The sequence below is a fragment of the Haemophilus haemolyticus genome, from assembly GCF_001679045.1.
Classification (GTDB): domain Bacteria; phylum Pseudomonadota; class Gammaproteobacteria; order Enterobacterales; family Pasteurellaceae; genus Haemophilus; species Haemophilus haemolyticus.
Window position 1 is genome coordinate 171,303 of record NZ_LYCK01000013.1, and the last position, 23,945, is coordinate 195,247.

25 protein-coding genes and 1 tRNA gene are annotated in these 23,945 nt (G+C 39.0%); 13 read left to right on the top strand and 13 right to left on the bottom strand.

All coding sequences use genetic code 11. The features are described from left to right. The 7 genes from A8M50_RS06500 (at window position 1) to A8M50_RS06530 (ending at window position 6,268) form a co-directional block, all read left to right on the top strand. Window positions 1-438, top strand: coding sequence for a hypothetical protein (locus A8M50_RS06500; protein WP_005644563.1), 438 nt, complete (start codon window positions 1-3; stop codon window positions 436-438). 17 nt (window positions 439-455) lie between these two features. Continuing rightward, on the top strand, window positions 456-1,721 hold the full coding sequence (locus tag A8M50_RS06505) for a histidine-type phosphatase (RefSeq protein ID WP_005644370.1): 1,266 nt from the start codon (window positions 456-458) through the stop codon (window positions 1,719-1,721). Window positions 1,722-1,726: 5 nt separating this feature from the next. Continuing rightward, window positions 1,727-2,092 carry an endonuclease domain-containing protein gene (locus tag A8M50_RS06510; protein ID WP_005644426.1) on the top strand — a complete coding sequence of 122 codons (366 nt, stop codon included), beginning with the start codon at window positions 1,727-1,729 and terminating at the stop codon, window positions 2,090-2,092. 244 nt (window positions 2,093-2,336) lie between these two features. After that, window positions 2,337-2,903, top strand: a complete 567-nt coding sequence (locus A8M50_RS06515; RefSeq protein WP_005644355.1) for a hypothetical protein — start codon at window positions 2,337-2,339, stop codon at window positions 2,901-2,903. Window positions 2,904-2,945: 42 nt separating this feature from the next. Then, window positions 2,946-5,012 carry a glycine--tRNA ligase subunit beta gene (glyS, locus tag A8M50_RS06520; protein WP_005644524.1) on the top strand — a complete coding sequence of 689 codons (2,067 nt, stop codon included), beginning with the start codon at window positions 2,946-2,948 and terminating at the stop codon, window positions 5,010-5,012. Between the two features lie 86 nt (window positions 5,013-5,098). Further along, window positions 5,099-5,175, top strand: a tRNA-Ile gene (locus A8M50_RS06525). A gap of 268 nt (window positions 5,176-5,443) precedes the next feature. Continuing rightward, window positions 5,444-6,268: a class II glutamine amidotransferase gene (locus tag A8M50_RS06530; RefSeq protein WP_005644310.1), complete on the top strand. Its 825-nt coding sequence runs from the start codon at window positions 5,444-5,446 to the stop codon at window positions 6,266-6,268. 57 nt (window positions 6,269-6,325) lie between these two features. Here A8M50_RS06530 and tolA read toward each other — a convergent pair whose 3' ends face one another. From tolA to bcp, 4 genes are all read right to left on the bottom strand, one after another. Then, entirely contained in the window at window positions 6,326-7,099 is a 774-nt protein-coding gene (tolA, locus tag A8M50_RS06535) for a cell envelope integrity protein TolA (RefSeq protein WP_005644459.1), read from the bottom strand. A 9-nt stretch (window positions 7,100-7,108) separates the two neighbouring features. Then, the gene (exbD, locus tag A8M50_RS06540) at window positions 7,109-7,552 is read right to left on the bottom strand and encodes a TonB system transport protein ExbD (protein ID WP_005644614.1); all 444 of its coding nucleotides are present in this window, start codon (window positions 7,550-7,552) and stop codon (window positions 7,109-7,111) included. Window positions 7,553-7,555: 3 nt separating this feature from the next. After that, the gene (gene exbB / locus A8M50_RS06545) at window positions 7,556-8,008 is read right to left on the bottom strand and encodes a TonB-system energizer ExbB (RefSeq protein ID WP_005627854.1); all 453 of its coding nucleotides are present in this window, start codon (window positions 8,006-8,008) and stop codon (window positions 7,556-7,558) included. A gap of 166 nt (window positions 8,009-8,174) precedes the next feature. After that, window positions 8,175-8,642, bottom strand: a complete 468-nt coding sequence (gene bcp, locus A8M50_RS06550; RefSeq protein WP_005644595.1) for a thioredoxin-dependent thiol peroxidase — start codon at window positions 8,640-8,642, stop codon at window positions 8,175-8,177. A gap of 101 nt (window positions 8,643-8,743) precedes the next feature. Here bcp and dapA point away from each other — a divergent pair, with 101 nt between their 5' ends. Both dapA and bamC read left to right on the top strand, forming a co-directional pair. Beyond that, window positions 8,744-9,640, top strand: coding sequence for a 4-hydroxy-tetrahydrodipicolinate synthase (dapA, locus tag A8M50_RS06555; protein WP_005644398.1), 897 nt, complete (start codon window positions 8,744-8,746; stop codon window positions 9,638-9,640). A gap of 98 nt (window positions 9,641-9,738) precedes the next feature. After that, entirely contained in the window at window positions 9,739-10,743 is a 1,005-nt protein-coding gene (gene bamC, locus A8M50_RS06560; protein WP_005644493.1) for an NlpB/DapX family lipoprotein, read from the top strand. Window positions 10,744-10,775: 32 nt separating this feature from the next. Here bamC and A8M50_RS06565 read toward each other — a convergent pair whose 3' ends face one another. Beyond that, entirely contained in the window at window positions 10,776-11,819 is a 1,044-nt protein-coding gene (locus A8M50_RS06565; protein ID WP_005644570.1) for a glycosyltransferase family 9 protein, read from the bottom strand. Window positions 11,820-11,895: 76 nt separating this feature from the next. Between A8M50_RS06565 and A8M50_RS06570 the strand changes: the two genes are divergently transcribed. Next, window positions 11,896-12,621, top strand: a complete 726-nt coding sequence (locus A8M50_RS06570) for a 3-deoxy-D-manno-octulosonic acid kinase (RefSeq protein WP_032826470.1) — start codon at window positions 11,896-11,898, stop codon at window positions 12,619-12,621. A gap of 11 nt (window positions 12,622-12,632) precedes the next feature. Further along, on the top strand, window positions 12,633-13,220 hold the full coding sequence (gene rdgB / locus A8M50_RS06575) for an RdgB/HAM1 family non-canonical purine NTP pyrophosphatase (RefSeq protein WP_005644308.1): 588 nt from the start codon (window positions 12,633-12,635) through the stop codon (window positions 13,218-13,220). Between the two features lie 91 nt (window positions 13,221-13,311). Here rdgB and A8M50_RS06580 read toward each other — a convergent pair whose 3' ends face one another. Next, window positions 13,312-15,156, bottom strand: coding sequence for an ABC transporter ATP-binding protein (locus A8M50_RS06580; RefSeq protein ID WP_005644345.1), 1,845 nt, complete (start codon window positions 15,154-15,156; stop codon window positions 13,312-13,314). Window positions 15,157-15,234: 78 nt separating this feature from the next. After that, window positions 15,235-16,131 carry a cupin domain-containing protein gene (locus A8M50_RS06585; protein WP_005644358.1) on the bottom strand — a complete coding sequence of 299 codons (897 nt, stop codon included), beginning with the start codon at window positions 16,129-16,131 and terminating at the stop codon, window positions 15,235-15,237. A gap of 111 nt (window positions 16,132-16,242) precedes the next feature. Between A8M50_RS06585 and A8M50_RS06590 the strand changes: the two genes are divergently transcribed. Next, window positions 16,243-16,584, top strand: a complete 342-nt coding sequence (locus A8M50_RS06590; RefSeq protein ID WP_005627672.1) for a carboxymuconolactone decarboxylase family protein — start codon at window positions 16,243-16,245, stop codon at window positions 16,582-16,584. Window positions 16,585-16,701: 117 nt separating this feature from the next. Here the strand turns inward: A8M50_RS06590 and rnhB are convergent, their stop codons facing one another. The 5 genes from rnhB to A8M50_RS06615 all read right to left on the bottom strand — a co-directional run bounded on the left by rnhB (window position 16,702) and on the right by A8M50_RS06615 (window position 21,421). Next, window positions 16,702-17,295 carry a ribonuclease HII gene (rnhB, locus tag A8M50_RS06595; protein WP_005644582.1) on the bottom strand — a complete coding sequence of 198 codons (594 nt, stop codon included), beginning with the start codon at window positions 17,293-17,295 and terminating at the stop codon, window positions 16,702-16,704. Continuing rightward, a complete protein-coding gene (lpxB, locus tag A8M50_RS06600) occupies window positions 17,288-18,460 on the bottom strand; it encodes a lipid-A-disaccharide synthase (RefSeq protein ID WP_005644412.1) in 1,173 nt (390 codons plus the stop codon). Before lpxB ends, rnhB begins: the two co-directional genes overlap by 8 nt. A gap of 66 nt (window positions 18,461-18,526) precedes the next feature. After that, on the bottom strand, window positions 18,527-19,315 hold the full coding sequence (gene lpxA / locus A8M50_RS06605) for an acyl-ACP--UDP-N-acetylglucosamine O-acyltransferase (RefSeq protein ID WP_005642748.1): 789 nt from the start codon (window positions 19,313-19,315) through the stop codon (window positions 18,527-18,529). Window positions 19,316-19,329: 14 nt separating this feature from the next. Further along, the gene (gene fabZ, locus A8M50_RS06610; protein ID WP_044233196.1) at window positions 19,330-19,734 is read right to left on the bottom strand and encodes a 3-hydroxyacyl-ACP dehydratase FabZ; all 405 of its coding nucleotides are present in this window, start codon (window positions 19,732-19,734) and stop codon (window positions 19,330-19,332) included. Between the two features lie 127 nt (window positions 19,735-19,861). Next, complete coding sequence (locus A8M50_RS06615) at window positions 19,862-21,421, bottom strand: phosphoethanolamine transferase (RefSeq protein ID WP_005644314.1); 1,560 nt, start codon at window positions 21,419-21,421, stop codon at window positions 19,862-19,864. Between the two features lie 130 nt (window positions 21,422-21,551). On the opposite strand from A8M50_RS06615, the gene pyrH reads away from it, so the two are divergent. Next, on the top strand, window positions 21,552-22,265 hold the full coding sequence (gene pyrH, locus A8M50_RS06620) for a UMP kinase (protein ID WP_005628053.1): 714 nt from the start codon (window positions 21,552-21,554) through the stop codon (window positions 22,263-22,265). A gap of 64 nt (window positions 22,266-22,329) precedes the next feature. Here the strand turns inward: pyrH and A8M50_RS06625 are convergent, their stop codons facing one another. Continuing rightward, a complete protein-coding gene (locus tag A8M50_RS06625) occupies window positions 22,330-23,856 on the bottom strand; it encodes a catalase (RefSeq protein ID WP_005644481.1) in 1,527 nt (508 codons plus the stop codon). Between the last annotated feature and the right edge of the window lie 89 nt (window positions 23,857-23,945).

The window sequence follows — 23,945 nt, forward strand, 5'->3', positions numbered from 1 at the left end:
ATGAAGAAAGTCGGGTTTTGGCAATTTTTATTTAAAATTGGCGATGATTATTTAATGTTTTTACGTAACTTAACGCCAGCAGTGTTATTTTTATCACTGGCATTATTTATGTTTTCTGAGCTGGATTGGCGGCATTGGGAGTGGGGTAATCTGCTTGTGCTATTTTTATGCCTCGCTTCCGGATTTATTGCACTTAGTGTAATGGCAATTAATACCGTCTTTTTTGTACGTAAGATGCTGAAAACCTTAAGAACACTGAGTGGAGAGAGCGAACTTGATGAAAATATTGGTACGCTCGCATTATTTAAAATGCTCTGGCTGGAAAGCAACAGTAAACAGTTAATCTTTTTTGCGGTAGTCAATATTGTTGCGGTATTTATGGTGTTAGTTTACGGCACCAAATATACATTGAATTTTTATAGCTCAATTCAGCATTAAATGATTAAGTCTCGAATATGAAAAAAATAACCCTAAAATTCACCACACTTTTGCTTGGCTCTGCTTTAGCAACTAGTGTGTTAGCAACAGAAAATAGCTCAAATTCCTCAAGTTCTGATTATGAATTAGAGAAAGTATTGATTTTCAGCCGACACGGATTGCGTTCACCAGTGGAAAAAGATCCGCAAGAAATGGCGAAATATTCTCCGTATGAATGGGCAAAATGGAATGTACCATCAGGTTATCTCACGGCAAAAGGGACGGTACTAGAAACCTATTTCGGACAGTATTTAGGTCAGTGGCTTTCGGATAAAGGGTTATTAACAACAGAACGTTGTGCATCAGGCGAAGGCATTTTCGCTTATGCGAATGGAGTGCAACGGACTATTGCAACAGGGCAGGCGATTGTTTCTGGCGCATTTGCGGGCTGTAATGTTCAACTGCAACATCACGGTAAAATTGGTTCAGAAAAAGATCCGATTTTTAATACACAAGCACATAATCCAAGTAAAGCCTTGATTGAATCTGCAAAAAATAACGTTGATTTAACCGCTTTACAGCAAAAATTAGCGCCAAATTATGCGCTATTGAGTGAAATCATCGATTACAAAAACTCACCAAACTGCTTGCAAAAAGGCGAGTGTGATTTAGGTGGAAAAGTCGGTGAATACAGTATTAAAGACGGTAAGTCGGTCAAAATTACGGGTTCTATCAGCACAGGAAAGAAAATTGTCAGTGCATTATTGCTCGCGCATTATGTGGGTAAGCCTGATTCAGAAATCGCAAACGGCCGCGTGGATAGCCAAGAAAAATGGCGTGCAATTAACGAAATAAAAAACGAATATTACCGCACTTTATTTAAAAACAACGAAGCGTTAGCACAAAATGCCTCATATCCGTTATTGGCATTTATTCAGCAACAGCTAAATAGCAAAAATAAAATTAATTTATTGGTTGGACACGATTCTAATATCGTCGCTCTGCTTGCAGCACTAGGTGTTGAGCCTTATGAATTGAATGATTCATTGGAAAATATCCCAATCGGAGGCAAGTTGCTATTTGAAGTATGGAAGCACAAACCAAGTGGGAAGCTTAAATTTAAGTTGGATTATGTTTATCAAACCACTGAACAACTAATTAACATCACACCATTAAGTTTAACGACACCACCAAACCAAACAGCGTTAACGCTCAAAGGTTGTGAAAAAGATGAAAAGGGCTTTTGTGATTACGAGCGTTTTCAACAGGTGTTGAGTGAGGGTATTGAAAACGGCAAAAAGTAGCTTTTATGCAACCCTATGAAAAATACTTAAAAGAGAATTCGCAGAAATTGCGAGTGGATCAAACGGATGCGGAAAGAAAACTATGGCAACGCATCAATCGAGATCAATTATTAGGATTTCGATTTAATCGACAAAAGCCACTTTTAAGTTATATCGTTGATTTTTATTGTGCAAAAGCAAAGCTGATTATCGAATTAGACGGTAGTCAGCACTATGAACCTGATTATCAGGAAAAAGACGCATTGCGAGATGCAGAATTAAATTCACTTGGTTTTACGGTGATGAGATTTAGCAATGATGAAGTAATGCGTGAAATTGAAGCGGTAGTAGAGAAGATTTATTTGTTTTTAGAGAATGTAAGGGCTGATTGAGTATGAGGTTGGATTAACTTGTGCCAAATCTCCCCTACCCCTCTTTGCTAAAGAGGGGGATTTCTTGAGTAAATTGATAGTAACTGACTCATTTACATTTTAATTTCAATAGAGATTAAATTATCTGCTTTCAAAAAACGTTAAAGTAGAACATAAATATTTAATTCTCCAAAGATCCAATCCCCTCTTTAGCAAAGAGGGGTAGGGGAGATTTGGCAGAAGTGAAAACAGAGAAATATAAAAGATGATTAAGAAACCATATTCAATAATTTTTATTTGCGTATTGTTAATAATAGGTTGTACGAATAGTAATTCCGTTGTTCAAAAACAAATAACACATATACGTTTTTTTGATAATTCTATTCATGTTCAGATAAATGAAAAACTGTATCATTTAAAGAGCAAAGATAAGAAAACAATACAACAATTTAAAGAATTTTATGATAGTTACCATTATAAAGTATCTAAACAAGCTTTAAACCTGCAAATACTAACGCAAAGTTCTAATGAGTTTATATACTCACTTTTTATTGATAAAAATCTATTAAGTGATGATGACTTAATCAAATTAAAAAAAGTATATCAATCTGAAGCTTATGAAAAACAATATATAAAAGTAACATTCTTAGCTGATGCTGAGACTTTTTATGGTTTAAATAATTTAACTGATGAATATAAATTAGATACCCCACTACCAATAGTAGTAACTGACAAAAGACCTTTTTTTGAAACTGGTAACGGTCAATTGTTATTTATTTTAACAATGCCAGTTTGGGTACCATTTGCATTAGTATTTGGTTTAAAGCCTTAATATTTATAATGATATAAATTATGTTTACATAGAGACTCCAAAATGACAACCCAAAACTTCCTAGTAGAAATCGGCACAGAAGAGCTGCCACCAAAAGCTCTCAAAACATTAGCGACCTCTTTTGCGGATAACGTTGAAGCGGAATTGAACCAAGCGGGTTTAACCTTCGACAAGATCGAATGGTTTGCGGCGCCGCGTCGTTTGGCGGTAAAAGTATTAAACTTAGCAACACAGCAACCGAGCAAAGAGATCGAAAAACGCGGGCCAGCAGTATCTGCAGCCTTTGATGCAGAAGGTAAACCAACTAAAGCGGCAGAAGGCTGGGCGCGTGGTTGTGGAATTACCGTTGATCAAGCAGAACGCATTGCAACTGATAAAGGCGAATGGTTAGTTCATCGTGCAAAAATTGAAGGTCAGCCGACCAAAAACTTGCTAAACGACATTGTGGCTAATGCCTTAGCAAAATTGCCAATTCCAAAACCAATGCGTTGGGCGGACAAAACCGTGCAATTTATTCGTCCAGTTCACACCGTGACTATGTTGTTAGGTGATGAGTTAATTGAAGGCGAAATTTTAGGTGTAGCAAGTGCGCGTACTATTCGAGGTCACCGTTTCTTAGGCGAGAAAGAATTTGAAATTCAACATGCCGATCAATATCCGCAATTATTACGTGAAAAAGGGTCTGTGGTAGCGGACTTCAACGAGCGTAAAGCAGAAATTCTTGCAAAATCTCAAGCAAAAGCGACCGCACTTGGCGGCGTGGCTGATATTGAAGAAAGATTACTTGAAGAAGTGACTTCGTTGGTGGAATATCCAAACGTATTAGCGGCAAAATTCGAGGAACGTTTCTTAGCAGTGCCTGCGGAAGCACTGGTTTACACTATGAAAGGCGACCAAAAATATTTCCCAATTTATGACAAAGACTGCAAATTATTACCGCACTTTATTTTCGTATCGAACATCAACCCAGAAGATCCAACCGCGATTATCGAAGGGAACGAAAAAGTGGTTCGTCCTCGTTTAACCGATGCGGAATTCTTCTTCAAAACCGACTTAAAACAAAAACTGGTTGATCGTTTACCACGTTTAGAAACCGTGTTGTTCCAACAACAATTGGGTACATTGAAAGATAAAACTGATCGCATTGAGCAACTTGCAGGCGAAATTGCAAAACAAATCGGTGCAGATGAAGCGAAAGCAAAACGTGCGGGCTTACTATCAAAATGTGACTTGATGACCAACATGGTATTCGAATTCACCGATACGCAAGGCGTAATGGGCATGCACTATGCTCGTCATGATGGTGAAGATGAAGAAGTGGCAGTAGCATTAAATGAGCAATATATGCCACGCTTTGCGGGTGATGAATTACCTAAATCTTTGGTAGCAAGTGCGGTCGCTTTAGCGGATAAATTTGACACCTTAACGGGGATCTTTGGCATTGGGCAAGCTCCGAAAGGCAGTGCAGACCCGTTCGCATTACGCCGTGCAGCATTAGGTGCATTGCGTATTATCGTTGAGAAAAACTTACCGCTGGATTTGGAAGATTTAGTGAAAAAATCAGCCGCACTTTTCGGTGATAAACTCACCAATCAAAATGTGGTTGCTGATGTGGTGGACTTCATGCTAGGCCGTTTCCGTGCATGGTATCAAGATGAAGGCATTGCGGTAGATGTGATTCAAGCCGTATTAGCGCGTCGTCCAACTCGTCCGGCTGATTTTGATGCGCGCGTGCGTGCGGTATCACACTTCCGTACTTTAGATTCAGCAGAAGCGCTAGCAGCAGCAAACAAACGTGTAAGCAACATCTTAGCGAAAGCGGATGCTGCAATTGGCGAAATCAATTTGACCGCTTGCGTAGAACCAGCAGAAAAAGTCCTTGCTGAAGCAGTACTTACATTACGCACTGAAGTACAACCGCTTATCGCACAAGGTGATTACACAGCAGTATTAGATAAATTAGCGAACTTACGCGCACCGGTAGACAGTTTCTTTGATAACGTAATGGTAAATGCTGAAGATCCAGCATTACGCCAAAACCGTTTGGCGATATTGAACACACTTCAAGGGTTATTCTTACAAGTAGCTGATATTTCAGTGCTTCAATAATGATAAAAAGGGATGATTGATTTTTCATCAATCATCCCTTCTTTTATAGACTTCAAGTGATTATTTCTCTATAATCACCGCACTTTCCCCCCTTAGCTCAGTCGGTTAGAGCAGGCGACTCATAATCGCTTGGTCGCTGGTTCAAGTCCGGCAGGGGGGACCATTTTCCCTTTCTATACCCTTTAAATTTCCTTAGATTAATTTCTTTTATCAATATTTATTACTTTAATTATAAATCTTATTTTTTGAATAGGACTCTCATTAGAAATAATCGGTAATGATTTCTGGAAAATACTGTGTTAACTAAAAGAATTATTTCGGAGAGATCTAATACCTACATAACATGAAAAATCCATAGAATCTCTATTGATATTCCTTTCATAATGGTGTTAAATCACTCATATATTGTGAGGTTATATCTTATTTAAATTATGTGTCAATTACTCGGAATGAATTGTAATACGCCGACGGATATTGTCTTTTCTTTTGAAGGTTTTCGTCGTCGTGCTGGTTTAACTGATTGTCATTCAGATGGCTTTGGAATCGCTTTTTTTGAAGGGCGTGGAGTACGTATTTTTCGCGACAATCAAGCTGCTAGCCTTTCTCCCATCGCTGATTGTGTGAAGCAATATAAAATCAAGTCTTTGAATGTCATTGCACATATTCGTAAGGCGACTCAGGGTGAAGTGAATATTGAAAATACTCACCCATTTATTCGTGAAATTTGGGGGCAAAACTGGGTTTTTGCGCATAATGGTAATTTGAAAAACCTACCAGATATGACAGAACATTTTTTGCAGCCAATAGGTTCTACAGATTCTGAAGCTGCTTTTTGTTATATGGCGGAATATCTTAAAAATACTTTTCGTAAAAAACCGAGTGAAATGGAAATTTTTGAGGCTATTCAAAAAGTAACAAAAGAGCTTGCTCAACACGGCACATTCAATTTTATTCTGTCTAATGGCGAATGGATGATAGCTCATTGCTCAACGAATTTACATTATGTCATGCGACAAGCCCCTTTTGGTAAAGCGCACAGAATTGATGATGATGGTGTCATTGATTTTAGTGATTATGCAAAGGAAGGCGATAAAGTGAATATCATTACAACCTTTCCATTAACCAAAGATGAAAATTGGACAAAAATGGAAAATGGTGGATTTGTATTTTTCAAGAACGGGGACAAAATTGCTGAAGTGGTAGGTACTCCGAAAGAAGCGATTGATGATGGTACCTTAGGTAATCGAGTAGCTTAATTAAATCTAGCCAAAGAAAAGTGCGGTTAAACTCAAAGAGAATTAACCGCACTTTTTTTATTGAAGTGTGAAACTAATCGGCACATTTAACCCAGAAGGGAACCCTGAAGGTCTTGCACCGACAGGTCTTGCGCTGTTAACTGCTTCTAATGCTGCATTATCTAGGCTTTCATCACCTGATGATTGAGTGACGCGAGCACCACTTAGTGAGCCATCAGGACCTACATTGAAGGATACGCTGACTTTACCTTGCTTACGCATCATTTTTGCGCGAGTAGGGTAACGTTTATGACGTTCAATTTCACGACGAATTGCGGAGCGATAGGCTGCCATTTCGCTCGTGTCTGTTCCACTACCTGCTACTTGTGCATTGCTATTGGTGGCGCCAGTTGTGGTCGCTTTAGCATTCACGTTTGCACTTGAATCAATGTTTTTATCACCTTTTGGTAGATCTTTATTGATTGGTTTTTCCTGTGGTTTAACGTCTTTTTTCGGTTTATCCTTTGGCTTTTCTTTAGGTTTTTCTTTTGGTTTTGGCTTTTCTTTTTCCGGTTCTTTGATTTTTTGTGGCTCAGGTTTCACCGTTGGATCTTCCACAACCTCTTGTTTTTCTGGTTCTGGCTCTTTTTGTACATTTTCTGGCTCAGTAGCAGGTTCTTCCATCACCATGCCTTGCACCATTTCCATGGAAATACTTGTGGATATGTCGCCTGGAGCGTTATTGGCGCTATCACTTGGCTTATTCCAACTCCATAAGATTAACCCTACAACAATGCTGTGCACGATCAAAGAAATAAGCAAACCTAATAGCGAACGTTTTGTTTGCTGCATAATTATTCCTTAAGGCGTCGTTGGCACAGATTGAGCGGGTACAGATTCTTGAGGATTTTTACCCGCACTTTTACCCTTATCTTTCATAGAAACAATAGCTACATTTTTGATCTCATTTTTAGAGAGCATATCTGTAATGGTCACAAAATCTTGGAAAGAGGCTTCAGCATCAATTTTTAATGTGACTTTTTGATCTTTATTCCATTGGGCAATTTCTGCTTCTAGGGCTTCTTGTGTAATAGGTCTATCATTGAAATAGAGTTGTTTATCTGCTGTCACAGTCAATAATTTAGCAAGCTCATCAGCTTTAAATGCAACGGCTGTACTGGCTTTAGGCACGTTAACTTGAATTTTACCTTGAGAGATAAAAGACGCAGTGATAAGTACCACAGCAAGTAACACCAACATAATATCAATGAAAGGGATAATGTTGATTTCATCGAATTTTTTCACGGACTATTCCTTATCTTTTTGTTCGTTTAACACTTTCCATTTCAAACGATTAACTTCAACTTTACGACCTAAACCGTTATAAAACACCATCGATGGAATAGCCACAAGAATACCTAATGCTGTCGCTTTTAATGCTAAAGATAAGTGCATCATAATGACGCCAGTGTCAATTTCGCCACCGCCATGACCGATTTGATAAAACGTTAATAAAATCCCGATAACTGTACCAAGCAAACCAACATATGGTGCATTTGCGCCAATGGTGGAGATTACGGTCATATTGCGATTTAAATCGATATCTAATGCGTGAATGGTGGAATAATGTGCGACGTTTACCTTTCTTAAGAAAAGATAACGTTCAATTACCATGGCTAGCATAATAATGCTCATCAGTAATAATAAACCGATGATAAAGTAGTCACTATACTGTTGTAAAAAATCAAAAAGCTGCATCATTTTTTTCTGTCCTTATTATTTGAGAAATATCTTGGGAATATAATTGAGAATGAATTTCAATCAAGATAAATTCTAGCAAAGGCGGAATAATGCGTAAATATCGAACTGAAAAAATAATGAATTTTTACCGCACTTTATATAGAAAAGTGCGGTAATTTTTGAAGGGTTATAGGGATCGAAGATAATCTACGATAACTTGATGATGTTCTGTTGTTTTGAATTTATCAAATACGTGAATAATTTTTCCGTTTTCATCAATTAAAAAACTAATTCGGTGAATACCATTGTAAGTTTTACCCATGAATTTTTTCTCCCCCCATACACCAAATTGTTCTGCAATTTCGTGATCAGGATCGGAAAGTAGTGTGAAATTAAGGGCTTTTTTCTCAATAAACTGAGCTAATTTTTTCGGTGTATCAGGGCTAATGCCAAGTACAACTAAGCCTAATTCATCTAATTCTGATTTACTATCACGCAATCCGCATGCTTGCGTTGTGCAGCCAGGCGTGAGTGCTTTCGGGTAAAAATAGACTAACACTTTTTTACCGCGAAAATCATTTAAAGAAACAGGTTGTTCTTGCTGATTTAATAACGTAAAAATGGGTGCTTGGCTACCAACGGATAATGGATTCATAAAAAGCTCCTTTGATGAAAAAATATTTGCAAATTCAAGTCATTTTAGCGACTATAACGAGCTATACCAAATAATAAAATTAAAAAACTAACGGAGGTTTTATGTCAGCACAAAATCCTTTATTTTCAGGCAGTATTGTTGCACTTGTTACACCGATGAATAATTACGGCGAAGTAGATTTCGCTTGTTTAGAAAAATTGGTGGAATATCACATTGAGGCAGGCTCTAATGCGCTTGTTTCTGTGGGAACAACAGGTGAATCAGCAACATTAAGTATTGAAGAAAATGTAAAGGTTATTGAGAAGACGGTTGAATTTGCCAAAGGTCGTATTCCTGTGATTGCTGGTGCAGGCGCAAATGCGACGAGCGAAGCAATTACAATGACAAAATTATTACGCGATAGCGGCGTTGCGGGTTGTTTATCCGTTGTACCTTACTACAATAAACCAACTCAAGAAGGAATCTTCCAGCATTTTAAAGCCATTGCCGAATGTACAGATTTACCGCAAATTCTTTATAACGTACCAGGTCGTACCGGTAGCGATATGAAGCCAGAAACGGTTGCTCGTTTAGCAAAAATCAACAACATTGTTGGTATTAAAGAAGCAACTGGAGATATCAGTCGTGTAACTAAAATTAAAGAACTAGCAGGCAAGGATTTCATCGTTTTAAGTGGTGATGATGCAACGAGTTTGGATGCGATGAAACTTGGCGCAGAAGGCGTGATTTCTGTAACGAATAACTTAGCACCAAAAGATATGGCTGATATGTGTCGCTATGCCCTTGTGGGAGATTTTGCTAAAGCCGAAGAAATTAATGCTCGCTTAATGCGTTTACATCATGATCTATTTATCGAATCGAACCCAATTCCTGTGAAATGGGCGGCTTATCGTTTAGGTTTAATTAAGTCAGCACACTTACGCTTGCCATTGACGGTGTTAAGCGAAGAGGTTCAACCAAAAGTAGAAGAAGCATTGAAAATCGCAGGATTATTATAAAAATCAGGGGTAAGTCATTACCCCTAAACTTTTTACATTATAGGCTGTCGAAGTGCGGTCAAAATTCATAAAGTTTTCAATTTAGTTAAGGTTCAAATATGAAAAAAATAATGTTGAGTTTAGCAGCGGTTATCGTATTGGCTGGCTGTTCGTCTGATCCTGAAGCATTAAAGACTGCTAATGATTCTTTCCAAAAATCAGAGGCTTCTATCCCTGGATTTTCACCGTTGGCGAGTGGTGGCGTAATGCTACCAAAAGCAGACGATACTTATGCGTTGCCTAATATTGCTGTGAAAAAGGGAGAAAATATTGATATTCGTCCTCCATCAACACCATTAGCGATTATTGAAAATTCATTAACACAATTCGATGGTGAACGAGCATTGATCGTGTATCCAGAACAGCAAGCAAGTGTATATAACCTTCAACAAGTTGAACGCTTATTAAAAGAAGACGGTATTTCATCAACGACGAATGGTGCGATTTTAACGACGGACTGGGCGCCAACAGGACGAATTGGTGATAAATCGGGCACTGAGATTAAATATCAAGTAGAACAAGTTATGGCTCAAGATGCGAGTGCACTAGCAGTATCTGTTTTGCAAATGCGTCGTGATGGCGTGATTTTCACTCCAAGTGTATCTGATAAGCAACGTTATACGTCTGAACGCTTAAACCGCATTGTGTCTGCATTAACTTCTGCTTACAACAAACAGCAACAAGATTTATCTAGTGCATCTGTGGGAGCGGTAGCTTCGCAAATTATTCAGGATTTGAATGGGCAAACTGCATTAGCGATGAATGTTAATTTTGGTCAGGCATGGGAAAAATTAGGTGGAGCTTTACCTAAAGTAGGTTTTGCAATCAAATCTGAAACTGCAGGTAAAGGGTATCGTGAATTAAAATATTCAGCATTAAAAAAAGAAGATTGGTTGCGTATGGGTACTGAACTTCCAGAACTTGAAAACGGTACTTACCAAATGCAAATTTCTGATCATGGCAGACAAAGCTCCGTTGTCATTTCTGATGAAAAAGGCAAAGCATTGTCTGGCGATTCAGCAACGAGAATTTACCAAGCAATTAGTAACTTGATTGCAAGATAAATAAAAGCTCAGCATTAGCTGAGCTTTTTTCTTTAGAATAATCCCAATTTTTTCATTTGTTCAATGACGGGTTCGACTTGAATCTGTGCCATCAAATTTTTCCCTTTTAGTTTCGTTGCCCAAGGTAGTTCAGAAGACGGTTTGTCAAATTCTTTTTGGGCATTTTCTTCATATATAGATACCACGTTATTTAAATTATTATAAGGTGCAGTCCGAAAAGGATTGTGATAGGCATACAAGCCAATAACAGGTGTTCCTTGTGTTGTCGCAATATGGGCAGGGCCAGAATCTGGCGAAAGCACCAGATCAACCTTAGAAATTAAAGCAGTAAGCTGTTTTAGGTTTGTTTTTCCTGCAACATTGGTTGGCGTGAAATGGCAAAGAGCGGTAATTTTTTCGACTATTTCTAATTCACGTTTGGCTGGCGAACTGCAGAAAATTACATTGATATTATGCTGATAGGCAATATTGGCAACCTCTGCATAACGTTCGATTAGCCAATCTTTTTCTGCTTTGCTAGAACAAGGGGAAATTAATAAATTTTTACGAGAAAAATCAATAAATTGATCGGCAAATTTATAATCATCTTCTGAGATAGCTAATTCCCATTTCGGTTCTGATTTCGGCACGCCAATATATTCAGCGAAAGCCATAAATCCATCTAATACGTGGGGCGATGAGGGATCTGTGATACGACGATTTACAAATAGCCATTGTCCTTCTCGAGAACGTTTTTCTCCAAATCCAATTTTGAATTTTGCTTTAATTCCTAAAGAAAGGATTGATGCACGAAATGCTGTTTGCATATTTAATAGGGCATCAAACTGTTTGTTTTTTAGTTTTTTCCAGAGTGATAAAACGCCTTTCCATCCCGCTTTTTTATCGTAAGGAATGAGCGTAATATGAGGAATACCTGAAAGAAAACCCATTTCGGTTTTGCCTACAATCCAAGTAATTTCTGTTTGGGGATAATATGCCTGAATGCGCTGAACCACAGCTAAGGCATGACAGACATCGCCTACAGCTGACAATCGGAGAATACAAAGGGATTTTGGAGCTTCGGTAAAAAGTGGCATTGGCATTCCTTTCTCATTTAACTTGCGCCTATTTTAAAGTAGAATGAGTCCATTTTCTATTCATAACAACATTCCCATGCACCAATTCCAACAAGATAACCAATATTTTATCTTTAATTTTGACCGCACTTTTGAGCAAGCAAACGAGTTTTTCCAAGTGGAATTTTGGCAAAAACAAGAACGAGTGATAGGCAGTGCAAAAGGTCGAGGCACCACTTATTTCTTGCAAACTGAAGATTGGTTTGGCGTAAATTGTGCGTTGCGTCATTATTATCGCGGTGGACTTTGGGGTAAACTGAACAAAGATCGTTATCGTTTTTCTGCTCTTGAAACTACCCGTAGTTTTGCTGAGTTTCATTTGTTGCAACATTTGTATGAAGCGGGTTTACCTGTGCCTAAACCGATTGCCGCACGTATTCAAAAAGGCAAGTTAGGTATTTGCTATCAAGCGGATATTTTGACGGAAAAAATCGAAAATGCGCAGGATTTAACTGTACTTTTACAAACACAAACATTGCCAAAAGAAACTTGGATGCAAATTGGTCGTTTGATTCGAAAACTACATGATTTACAGATTTGCCATACGGACTTGAATGCACACAATATTTTGCTTCAACAAACTGAACAGGGGCAAAAATGTTGGTTACTCGATTTTGATAAGTGCGGTGAAAAATCTGGAGATTTTTGGAAAGCACAAAATCTGAACCGTTTAAAACGTTCCTTCGAAAAAGAAGTTGGACGAATGAATATTCAATTTACCAAGCAAAACTGGGCTGATTTAACGGCAGCTTATTATCAATAAAAGGATTGATTATGAAACAAAAAATCGTACTTGCTACAGGCAATAAAGGCAAAGTGAAAGAAATGGCTGATGTCTTGTCTGATTTTGGTTTTGAAGTGATTGCGCAAACAGATTTAGACATTGAAAGCCCAGAAGAAACAGGCTTAACTTTTGTTGAGAATGCGTTATTAAAAGCGCGCTATGCCTCAGAAAAATCGGGTTTACCTGCTATTGCGGATGATTCAGGCTTGGTGGTTTCCGCACTTAATGGTGCGCCAGGACTGTATTCTGCACGTTATGCTGGTGAAGAGGGAAATGATGCTAAAAACCGTGAGAAATTATTGGCAGAGCTTGCTCATGTTGCACAAGATAAACGCCAAGCCAAATTTGTGAGCTGTATCGTGTTTTTACAGCATCCAACGGATCCATCGCCAATTATTGCCGAAGGTGAGTGTCATGGTGTGATTGGTTTTGAAGAAAAAGGTGAAAATGGTTTTGGTTATGACAGTTTATTCTTTAGCCCAGAACAAGGTTGCACATTTGCTGAATTAGAAACAGCTGAGAAGAAAAAAATTTCTCATCGTGCACGAGCATTGAAAGTATTAAAAAGTAAGTTATAAATCTAGTTAAAAGTATGATGATAAAAGGCACGCATATTTTTTATACGCGTGCCTTTTTATATGGATTTTATCTCATAGCGGAAAAGTAATATTATTCAGCATGTTCACTTAAAAATCCGCCACTTTGATGATTCCAAAGTTTAGCGTACAGACCATTACGCGCCAGTAATTCAGCATGGGTACCTTGTTCAACAATTTGTCCTTTATCAAGCACAATCAGGCGATCCATCGCTGCGATGGTGGATAAACGATGAGCAATGGCAATCACTGTTTTATTTTCCATCATCTTATCGAGACTTTCTTGTATCGCCACTTCCACTTCCGAATCCAATGCGCTTGTGGCTTCATCTAACAATAGAATTGGTGCATCTTTTAACATGACACGAGCAATAGCAATGCGCTGACGCTGACCACCTGAAAGTTTGACACCTCTTTCACCCACATGGGCATCGTAGCCTTTTCTGCCTTGAGCATCAGTGAGAAATGGAATGAAATCAGCGGCTTCCGCCCGTTCAGCAGCTAAAATCATCTCTTCATCTGTGGCATTAGGGCGGCCATAAATAATATTGTCACGAACAGATCGATGCAGCAGTGAAGTGTCTTGAGTCACTAAACCGATTTGGCGGCGTAGGCTTTCTTGTTGCACATCTAGAACATCTTGCCCATCAATGGTAATCGCGCCTTGTTGTGCTTCATAGAAGCGAAGCAATAAGTTTACAATCGTAGATTTTCCTGCACCAGAACGGCCGATCAGTCCGACTTTTTCACCAGGTTTGATGGTGAGATTGAAATGATTGAGTAATGGTTTTGTCGGATCATAAGCAAAGGTAATGTCGTTAAACTTAATTTCCCCTTGTGTCACTTGTAACGGCGATGCTTGAGGTTTATCTACAATAGTGTGAGGTTTGGTTAAAGTATTCATTCCATCGTTTACGGTTCCGATATTCTCAAACAAACGGGCAGACTCCCACATAATCCATCGAGACAGCCCATTGACTCGTAATGCCATTGCGGTTGCTGTTGCTATTGCACCCACGCCAACTTGACCACTTTTCCATAAAATAATTCCGAGTAAGGCTGTGCTTAGTGTAAGTAAAATATTAGCTGCATAAGTGAGCGTGTCCAGTGATGTTGCTAGGCGCATTTGAGCGTGTACTGTGACCATAAAATCTTCCATAGAACGTTTGGCATAAGCGGCCTCACGCGAACCATGAGAGAATAATTTTACTGTGGCAATATTGGAATAAGCATCTGTAATGCGTCCTGTCATTAAAGAACGAGCATCCGCTTGTCGTTGAGCTGTCTTTGATAATTTAGGAATGAGGGTTCGTAGGATAAAAACAAAAATCGTAATCCAAGCAATAAATGGCAGTAAGAACCAAGAATCTAATGCTGCGAGAACTAATCCTGATGTAATAAAATATACGATGACATATACAAACATATCCGCAAGTGTGAGCACTGTATCACGAACAGCAAGTGCGGTTTGCATTACTTTGGCAGACACTCTGCCGGCAAATTCATCTTGATAAAAACTCAAACTTTGCCCAAGCATTAAACGATGGAAATTCCAACGTAATCGCATTGGAAATACGCCTTGTAGGGTTTGTAAACGTACGGTAGAGGCTAAAAATCCCCACACGATGCTAACAAGTAATAGAGCAGCCATGCCAATTAATAAATGGCCTTTTTCTTGCCATAATGTCTCAGGCGTAAATGTCCCTAACCAATCTACAAGCGTTCCCATAAATTGGAATAATACGGCTTCCATTACACCAGTACCAACCGTTAGCACTGTCAGTAAGAGAATCCAGCCTTTCATTCCTTCAATGCTAGACCAAATAAAGCGCAATAAACCTTTTTTAGGTGTTGTTGGATTACCTTCCGGATAAGGATTTAAACGGTTCTCAAACCACGAAAAAATTTTGTTAAACATATCTTTTCCTTAAAAAGAAAAGGCAACAGATGTTGCCTTTCAAAAAACTTGGCGATTATAGCGCAAAAATTCTCCAATTTATAGGCTGGCAGATTTTCTGTATTGGCTTGGTGAAAGTTGGTAGTAATTCTTGAAGGCTTTACTAAAATGCGCTTCCGATTGATACCCTACCTCTAAAGCAATGGCAAGCACAGATTGTTGGGATTGCTTTAATAAAAATGCTGCCGATTGTAACCGCACTTGAGTAATAAAACGCCCTGGCGACATACCCAGTTGTTGTTGAAAAACACGAATAAAGTTTGCTCGAGACATTGCCGAAAGTTCGGCTAATTGTTCAATTCGCCAATCTTCTTGAGGTCGTTGTAATATCGCACCTAGCACCGCATTTAATCGCTTGTCTTGCAACGCGAGTAGCACACCGCCTGTAATTAAGTTCTCTTGAATCGCATGGCGTAAAATATAAATTAAAAGCACATTCGAAAGTGCATCGACGACTGATTTTGTTCCTGCATCGTTTTTTTGTGCTTCTTGTAGAAAAAGCTGAACCAACGGATGAATCGGTGTATCACATAAATTGAGATGCAAATATTCAGGCATAGAAGCAGTGAGGAGTGCATCTTGCTGATAATAAAACGCCCCGCAGAACATTTTTAAATCTGGTGTACCTTGCCCTACTTGATATAATTCAAATGCACCTTGCCAGCTTTTTTTCAATGATGCGTCTTTTGTTTGATTGGACGAATGACGCATAAAGTGAGGTTGATTTTGGGGAAGGAAAAAGATATCGCCTTCCTTTAAATGAAATTGCTTTTGCCCGAGTGTAAGCCAGCATTCGCCTTGTTCAATAAGATGGAATACGCCTTTTCCTGCATCTTTTTCTTGATGGGCAACTTGCCATTCACCTTGAAATTCACAGCGAATATTAATTTCCCCACGCACTTGTGCTAAATGGGTGAGTTTATCTAAATAATCCATAATGAGATGTTAGCGATAAAAATTGAGATAAATAAGCAAGTATCATAATCCAATCTGCCTATAATTTGCCACACCAGTTCGTTATTAATTAAATATATTTAGGAGAACATTATGTTTGCAGATTGGAAAGAAGAAACATCACACGTTAAAAAATCATTTGGTGCGTTAGGTAAACAATATCCAAAAATGTTACAAGCTTACCAAGCATTAGGCGCAGCAGCGGCAGAAGGCAATGTGCTTGATGCTAAAACTCGTGAACTTATCGCATTAGCAGTTGCTGTAACAACTCGTTGCGAAAGCTGCATTAGCGTACACGCAGAAGAAGCTGTAAAAGCGGGCGCGAGCGAAGCTGAAGTGGCTGCAGCATTAGCAATGTCTATCGCATTAAATGCAGGCGCTGCTTATACTTATTCTTTACGTGCATTGGAAGCATATAACGTACAGAAAGGTTAATTACCTGTCATTCCATAGAGTTAAGTTGATTAAAGAAAAGGGAGTATTAAAAATACTCCCTTTGTTTTATCGATATTTTACTGCCTAACAAAATAAAAGAATTTCTCGATTAAGATCCTAACGATTTTCTAGCGCTTTTTTCACTGGGGCAAAGCTACGACGATGTTGCGGTAATGCGCCAAGTTCAGCTAGTTTTTCCAAATGTAATTTGGTTGGATAGCCTTTATGCTGGGCGAAAGCGTATTCTGGATATTGCTTGTCTAATTCTTCCATTTCTTGGTCTCGTGCCACTTTCGCCAAAATAGAGGCTGCACTGATTTCCGCCACAAGGCTATCGCCTTTTACGACGGCTTGCGCTGGAATATTTAAATCTTTTGGGATCTTATTGCCATCAACCAACACAAAGTGCGGTTGAATTTTTAAAGATTTTATCGCTCGAGTCATTGCCAGCAAGGAGGCTTGCAGGATATTTATCTCGTCAATTTCGTTAGCTTCAGCTCGTCCTAATGCCCAAGCAAGAGCTTTTTCTTTGATTTCTTCAGCAAGTGCTAAACGTTTTTTCTCAGAAAGTTTTTTAGAATCAGCGAGGCCTTCAATTGGGTTATTCGGATCTAAAATGACGGCTGCTGTTACAACGGCTCCAACTAGAGGGCCTAGCCCAACTTCATCAACGCCAGCGATCAATTCATAGCCTTGTGGATATTCAAACATTTTCTGTTCCCTCTAATAAATCAATAACCGCTTGAGCTGCTTGCTTATCGGCATTGCATTGAATTTTTTGGTGTAAATCCGTGAAGTGCTGAATTAAAACATGGCGATTTTTTACCGCACTTTCATCATCAGAAAGATAAACTGATAGTTTTTCAGCGAGCAATTCTGGTGTGCATTCTTCTTGAATCATTTCAGGAACGAGCATTTCATTCGCAAGCAAGTTCGGTAAAGAAATATAATCGGTTTTCACTAAACGTTTTGCTAAGAAATAGGTCAGTGGTTTCATTCGATAGCCAACTACCATGGGTGATTTACAAAGCATTGCTTCAAGCGCTGCTGTTCCTGAAGCAAGAAGCGTTGCATTAGCTGCGATCATTGCTTGTCGTGCATTGCCATCAATTAAATGCAGGTCTAGATTTGGCGCAATTTTAGCTTTAATGGCTTCAAATTGAATTCGTCGTTTTTCGTTCACCAAAGGCACAAGGAATTGTAAATCAGGGAATTGTTCTTTTAACAATAAAGCGGTTTTCAAGAAAGGATCAGCCAGAAATTCCACTTCTGATCCACGGCTTCCAACTAAGATAGCTAAATAGCGTTGTGTGGGATCAATCTGTAGTATTTGGCAGGCTTCGGCACGGTTTGGTTTGAGCGGAATAGCATCTGCCATTGTGTGTCCAATAAAACGGCAAGGAACGTTAAATTTATCGTAAAAGGCTTTCTCAAAAGGCAAAAAGGCAAGCACTTGATGAGTTGCTTTGGCAATTTTGTGAATGCGATTTTGACGCCATGCCCATACAGAGGGGCTCACGTAATGAATAGTTTTAATTCCGTTTGCTTTGAGCTTGAGTTCTACATCCAAATTAAAATCAGGCGCATCAATGCCGATGTAAACATCAGGTTTTTCTTGCAACATGGTTTGAATGACATTTTTGCGAATTTTCAACAGACGAGGAAGATGTTTCAAAATTTCAGCCAAGCCCATGACTGAAAGCTCTTCCATATCGACAAGCGTTTCACAGCCTTCAGCCAACATTCTTGGGCCAGCAATGCCAATAAAGCGAGCGTTAGGATAATGACCTTTGAGCTGGCGAATTAAACCAGCACCGAGAATATCACCAGATACTTCTCCAGCAACAAGAGCAATGGTTGGATTTGTTTTGTTCATCAAATTTATCCTAAAAAATAACCGCACTTTGGTGTGCAAAGTGCGGTTGAAAACAGAGATACTTTATTAACGAATAATACCGCGAGTTGAACGTTTGAAAAATTCAACAAAGAAACTGATCGCTGAATCGGTTTCTGCAATCTGCTCAATTTCTGGTAACACTTCTTCGAGCGTTTTACCGCTACGATAGATCATTTTATAAACGTTACGGATTGCGTGCATGGTTGGTTTATCAAAACCACGACGTTTTAAACCTTCTAAGTTTACGCCAAATGGACGGGCGTGGTTGCCTTGTGCCATAACGTAAGGTGGTACATCTTGACTTACCATAGAACCGCCGCCTAACATGACGTGTGCACCAACGATCACAAATTGGTGAATTGCTGACATACCACCAACAATGACGAAATCATCTAATTCTACGTGACCTGCAAGCGTTGCATTGTTTGCCAAAATACAGTTGTTTTTAATTTGGCAATCATGTGCAACGTGAACATTTACCATTAATAAATTGTTATTGCCAATAGAGGTTACGCCACCGCCTTGAATCGTGCCACGATGGATTGTCACATGTTCACGAATTCGGTTGCCATTACCAATAATCGTTTTGGTTGCTTCGCCGTTATATTTTAAATCTTGGTTTACTTCACCAATGCTAGCGAATTGATAGATTTCATTATCTTCGCCAATAACTGTATCGCCACGTACGACAACGTGAGATTTCAATACAGTGCGAGCTTTAATTTCAACAGTGCCTTCAACAATACAGAAAGGCCCAATAACAACACCCTCACCAATAACTGCGCCTTCTTCAACTAAGGCTGTAGGATGGATTTTTGCATTTGGGTGGATCATATTTACCCCCTTAATTAACGACGAGCGCACATTAGTTTTGCTTCACAAGCAATTTCACCGTTTACGGTTGCAACACCCGTAAATGCAGTGATACCGCGGCGTTCTTTAATCACTTGAACGTTTAATTCCATTTGATCTCCAGGTAACACTGGGCGTTTAAAGCGAGCTTCATCAATACCTGCGAAATAGAATAATTCACCGCCTTTTAATTCGTGAGTTTTAAAGGCTAAAATGCCCATTGCTTGTGCCAAAGCTTCTAAAATTAAAACGCCCGGTAAAATAGGTTCGCCAGGGAAGTGACCTGTGAAACAAGGCTCATTGACGCTAATATTTTTAATCGCTTTTAACCATTCGCCTTCTTTAAAATCCAATACACGATCCACTAATAAAAATGGATAGCGATGTGGTAATAAAGTCATAATTTCTTTTGATTCGATCACTCTTGGTTGTTGTTCTGACACGTTGACACCTTACAAAAAATAAACAAATAAAATCTCTCGGATTATACGATATTTACGGCTAAAAATAAAACGCACTCAATATAGCTTAGTGTTTAGGACGAATATCAATGGCTGGATCGTCATCTTTACGATATTTTTCATCAATTCGTTTTTGCAATCCAAAGTCATTTTTATCCGATTCGTTAGAAAATAAATCTTCTGTTTGCGTTAATTGAGGATTTTTAATCCCTATCCAATTTGCGATTCCTTCTAAGAAGTTCAAACCTGATTTAAACACCTTATATTCTTTGCGTTCGGTGTCATCTGACGAAATTTTGAATAGCGGAATATTATGATGTTCTCGGCTGAAACAGTTTTGATTGAACAAAAGTATATTGTTTTTTTCATCTTGTTGGTGGCATAAACCGTGATCTGAGAAATAAATCATTGAGAAAGTGCGGTGATTTTTCTTCGCGTTTTCTTCAAGCTGATCATATACACGTTTTAAAAATTCATCAGTTTTCTTAATAGACGACACATAGCAATTTAAGTACCCATATCTCGGATTAAGATCTTTATCGTCAAAGATTTTTGGATAATCTTCGACACGGTCGCAAGCCATTGGGTGTGAGCCATAAATATGCAACACAATAAAACGTTTTCCTTGAACAGGATCTTCTAATACTTGGGCGAATTTTGGTAATAAATCAAAATCACTAAAGTTAGTAGAATTAAAGCTCCCGCCTTTTTTCAAGAAAAAGGTTTCATCAGATTTTGATGCAAGGGATGAAACTGGCGTATCAAATTCACCGAGCATACCTTGATTAGAAAGCCAATAAGTTTTCACGCCTGCAGATTTGATGAGATCCACTAAACTCAAACTGTAATTTGGTTCCCATTTTTCTTTGTTAGGAAGGGTTAACATAAGTCGAAGTGAGGCGACGGTATTGGTTCCCGCTGAACGGAAACCATCAATCAATGTGCCTTTAGCGTTAGACATAAAGGGCGTGTTTTCAATCGGATAACCATAGGCATGGTGATAATCTTTACGCGCACTTTCACCAAGAACAATCACATAATCATCATAGCGTGAATTTTCTAATGTTGATTTTCCCCAGTTATCAGATTGGGACATTTGTTTTAGTTTTTGTACTTCATCTACAATTTTTAATGTGGAACTTACCGTTTCTTTAATCGGTTCAGCAAGCGGCATGTTGTAGGCAAAGAGCAATGTCGCCAAGGCAATAAATGTTTTATTACGATAAAATTTTATGCCAAATTTCACCGCACTTTTGTATTGAAGAAAAATCAAAATAGGAATAGCGAAAGCAATTAAGTAACTACTCACTGGGATTTGCAATAGAAATTCCTTCGTTTCCAACATATCTGTCGCGAAAAGCGAGGCGATATATTGATAGCTTGGCGGGCCAAAACTTAGCCCTGTAGGCGTATAAAAAGCATGCAGTAATGCAAGCGGTAGCAAAATAAAATAGAAGGATTTTTTACTGCTACTTAATAAGAGAATAGTTGTTGTCGTAAGCAGAATAAGATCTACACTTGGTTCTGTAAACATCCCAGAACCGATTAAAATAAAATAACCCGCTAATGCGGCACAAATCATCGCAAAAAGTGCGGGCAAAATTTGGCTTGTTTTTTTCGTGTTCATAATTGTCTTCCCTGAAAAGAAAATGTCTCTATTATCCACCTTTCACTCAGAATTTCCATATTTAACTTCTTCACTCTTGAGCGGTTATTTTATAGAATAAGCCAATTTTTTAAGCCAGAGGGAAAAAACAATGAGCCAACCAATTTATAAACGTATTTTATTGAAATTAAGCGGTGAAGCATTACAAGGAGAAGATGGTTTTGGTATCGATCCTGCGATTCTCGATCGTATGGCTGTTGAAATTAAAGAATTAGTGGAAATGGGCGTGGAAGTCGGCGTCGTTCTTGGTGGTGGCAACTTATTCCGTGGCGCAAAACTAGCAAAAGCGGGGATGAATCGCGTGGTGGGCGACCATATGGGAATGCTTGCTACGGTGATGAATGGTTTGGCAATGCGTGATTCTTTATTCCGTGCTGATGTGAATGCTAAATTAATGTCCGCTTTCCAATTAAATGGTATTTGCGATACTTATAACTGGTCTGAAGCAATTAAAATGTTACGCGAAAAACGCGTAGTCATTTTCTCTGCGGGAACAGGAAGTCCATTCTTTACCACTGATTCTGCCGCTTGTTTGCGTGGTATTGAAATTGAAGCTGATGTTGTGTTGAAAGCGACTAAAGTTGATGGCGTGTATGATTGTGATCCAGCGAAAAATCCTGATGCAAAACTTTATAAAAATTTAAGTTATGCAGAAGTGATCGATAAAGAATTACAAGTGATGGACTTAGCTGCCTTTACTTTAGCTCGCGATCATGGCATGCCGATCCGAGTGTTCAATATGGGTAAACCTGGTGCATTACGTCAAGTAGTGACTGGTACTGAAGAAGGCACCACTATTTGTTAGTGAATGTTGAAACGTAAAACGGTAGGAAAATTCCTACCGTTTTTGTTTGGCTACAGCCTAGAGATTATAACAATCCACCTTGACCTAACGCTGGGTCAGTTTCACGTGCTTTTAATGCATTTTCAACTGTTAAGCCCAATGCTTTTGCAACGCCTTCACCATATGCAGGATCACACCAGTGACAGTTACGGATATGACGGTATTTGATGAACTCAGGTGCATCACCCATTGCAGCTGCAGTATTGTTGAACAATGCTTGTTTTTGCTCTGGATTCATTAAGTTAAATAATGCACGCGGTTGGCTGAAGTAATCATTATCATCATTACGGAAATCCCAGTGTGCTGCATCTCCGTTGATACGAAGTGGTGGTTCAGCAAAGTCTTGTTGTTGTTGCCATTGGCTGAAGCTGTTTGGTTCATAGTGCGGTAAGCTTCCGTAGTTGCCATCTACACGGCCTTGGCCATCACGTTGGTTGCTATGAACAGGGCAACGTGGACGGTTTACTGGAATTTGACGGTAATTCACACCTAAACGGTAACGTTGTGCATCCGCATAGTTGAATAAACGAGCTTGTAACATTTTATCAGGGCTTGCGCCGATACCTGGAACTAAATTGCTTGGTGCAAATGCAGATTGTTCTACATCAGCAAAGAAGTTTTCTGGGTTACGGTTAAGTTCAAACTCACCCACTTCAATTAACGGATAATCTTTTTTCGGCCATACTTTTGTTAAGTCGAATGGATGATAAGGTACTTTTTCCGCATCTGCTTCAGGCATAATTTGCACATATAATGTCCATTTAGGGAAATCACCACGTTCGATTGCTTCATATAAATCACGTTGATGGCTTTCACGATCATTTGCGATTACAGCTGCCGCTTCCGCATCGGTTAAGTTTTTGATGCCTTGTTGTGTGTGGAAGTGGAATTTTACCCAGAAACGCTCGCCCGCTTCGTTCCAGAAACTGTAAGTATGTGAACCATAACCATGCATATGACGATAGCTTGCAGGAATACCACGATCACTCATTACAACGGTTACTTGATGTAATGCTTCTGGTAATAATGTCCAGAAATCCCAGTTATTTGTTGCTGAACGCATATTAGTGCGAGGATCACGTTTTACCGCTTTGTTTAAGTCTGGGAATTTACGTGGATCACGTAAGAAGAACACTGGGGTATTGTTACCCACTAAGTCCCAGTTACCTTCTTCGGTATAGAATTTTAATGCGAAACCACGGATATCACGTTCAGCATCAGCTGCGCCACGTTCACCTGCAACAGTGGTAAAGCGTGCGAACATTTCTGTTTTTTTACCTACTTCACTGAAAATTTTTGCGCGAGTATATTTAGTAATATCGTGTGTGACAGTAAAGGTACCAAATGCACCAGAACCTTTCGCGTGCATACGACGCTCTGGAATAACTTCGCGTACGAAATCAGCTAATTTTTCGTTAAGCCACAAATCTTGTGAAAGTAATGGACCACGCGGACCAGCTGTTAAACTGTTTTGGTTGTCTGCAACAGGGGCTCCATTTCCCATAGTTAGGTTAGTAGACGATAAATGCGAAAAAGGGCATTGAGAACTCATTATTAACTCCTTGTATGTATGAAATAAGTAGGGTTGAAATAAATTTCGTGAACATCATACAAAAAGGTTTTAACGATTGAAATCTATCA

Coding starts and splice junctions, on each gene's coding strand:
- A8M50_RS06500 (WP_005644563.1), top strand. CDS start 1: ATGAAGAAAGTCGGGTTTTGGCAATTTTTATTTAAAATTGGCGATGAT.
- A8M50_RS06505 (WP_005644370.1), top strand. CDS start 456: ATGAAAAAAATAACCCTAAAATTCACCACACTTTTGCTTGGCTCTGCT.
- A8M50_RS06510 (WP_005644426.1), top strand. CDS start 1,727: ATGCAACCCTATGAAAAATACTTAAAAGAGAATTCGCAGAAATTGCGA.
- A8M50_RS06515 (WP_005644355.1), top strand. CDS start 2,337: ATGATTAAGAAACCATATTCAATAATTTTTATTTGCGTATTGTTAATA.
- glyS (WP_005644524.1), top strand. CDS start 2,946: ATGACAACCCAAAACTTCCTAGTAGAAATCGGCACAGAAGAGCTGCCA.
- A8M50_RS06530 (WP_005644310.1), top strand. CDS start 5,444: ATGTGTCAATTACTCGGAATGAATTGTAATACGCCGACGGATATTGTC.
- tolA (WP_005644459.1), bottom strand. CDS start 7,099: ATGCAGCAAACAAAACGTTCGCTATTAGGTTTGCTTATTTCTTTGATC.
- exbB (WP_005627854.1), bottom strand. CDS start 8,008: ATGATGCAGCTTTTTGATTTTTTACAACAGTATAGTGACTACTTTATC.
- bcp (WP_005644595.1), bottom strand. CDS start 8,642: ATGAATCCATTATCCGTTGGTAGCCAAGCACCCATTTTTACGTTATTA.
- dapA (WP_005644398.1), top strand. CDS start 8,744: ATGTCAGCACAAAATCCTTTATTTTCAGGCAGTATTGTTGCACTTGTT.
- bamC (WP_005644493.1), top strand. CDS start 9,739: ATGAAAAAAATAATGTTGAGTTTAGCAGCGGTTATCGTATTGGCTGGC.
- A8M50_RS06565 (WP_005644570.1), bottom strand. CDS start 11,819: ATGCCACTTTTTACCGAAGCTCCAAAATCCCTTTGTATTCTCCGATTG.
- A8M50_RS06570 (WP_032826470.1), top strand. CDS start 11,896: ATGCACCAATTCCAACAAGATAACCAATATTTTATCTTTAATTTTGAC.
- rdgB (WP_005644308.1), top strand. CDS start 12,633: ATGAAACAAAAAATCGTACTTGCTACAGGCAATAAAGGCAAAGTGAAA.
- A8M50_RS06580 (WP_005644345.1), bottom strand. CDS start 15,156: ATGTTTAACAAAATTTTTTCGTGGTTTGAGAACCGTTTAAATCCTTAT.
- A8M50_RS06585 (WP_005644358.1), bottom strand. CDS start 16,131: ATGGATTATTTAGATAAACTCACCCATTTAGCACAAGTGCGTGGGGAA.
- A8M50_RS06590 (WP_005627672.1), top strand. CDS start 16,243: ATGTTTGCAGATTGGAAAGAAGAAACATCACACGTTAAAAAATCATTT.
- rnhB (WP_005644582.1), bottom strand. CDS start 17,295: ATGTTTGAATATCCACAAGGCTATGAATTGATCGCTGGCGTTGATGAA.
- lpxB (WP_005644412.1), bottom strand. CDS start 18,460: ATGAACAAAACAAATCCAACCATTGCTCTTGTTGCTGGAGAAGTATCT.
- lpxA (WP_005642748.1), bottom strand. CDS start 19,315: ATGATCCACCCAAATGCAAAAATCCATCCTACAGCCTTAGTTGAAGAA.
- fabZ (WP_044233196.1), bottom strand. CDS start 19,734: ATGACTTTATTACCACATCGCTATCCATTTTTATTAGTGGATCGTGTA.
- A8M50_RS06615 (WP_005644314.1), bottom strand. CDS start 21,421: ATGAACACGAAAAAAACAAGCCAAATTTTGCCCGCACTTTTTGCGATG.
- pyrH (WP_005628053.1), top strand. CDS start 21,552: ATGAGCCAACCAATTTATAAACGTATTTTATTGAAATTAAGCGGTGAA.
- A8M50_RS06625 (WP_005644481.1), bottom strand. CDS start 23,856: ATGAGTTCTCAATGCCCTTTTTCGCATTTATCGTCTACTAACCTAACT.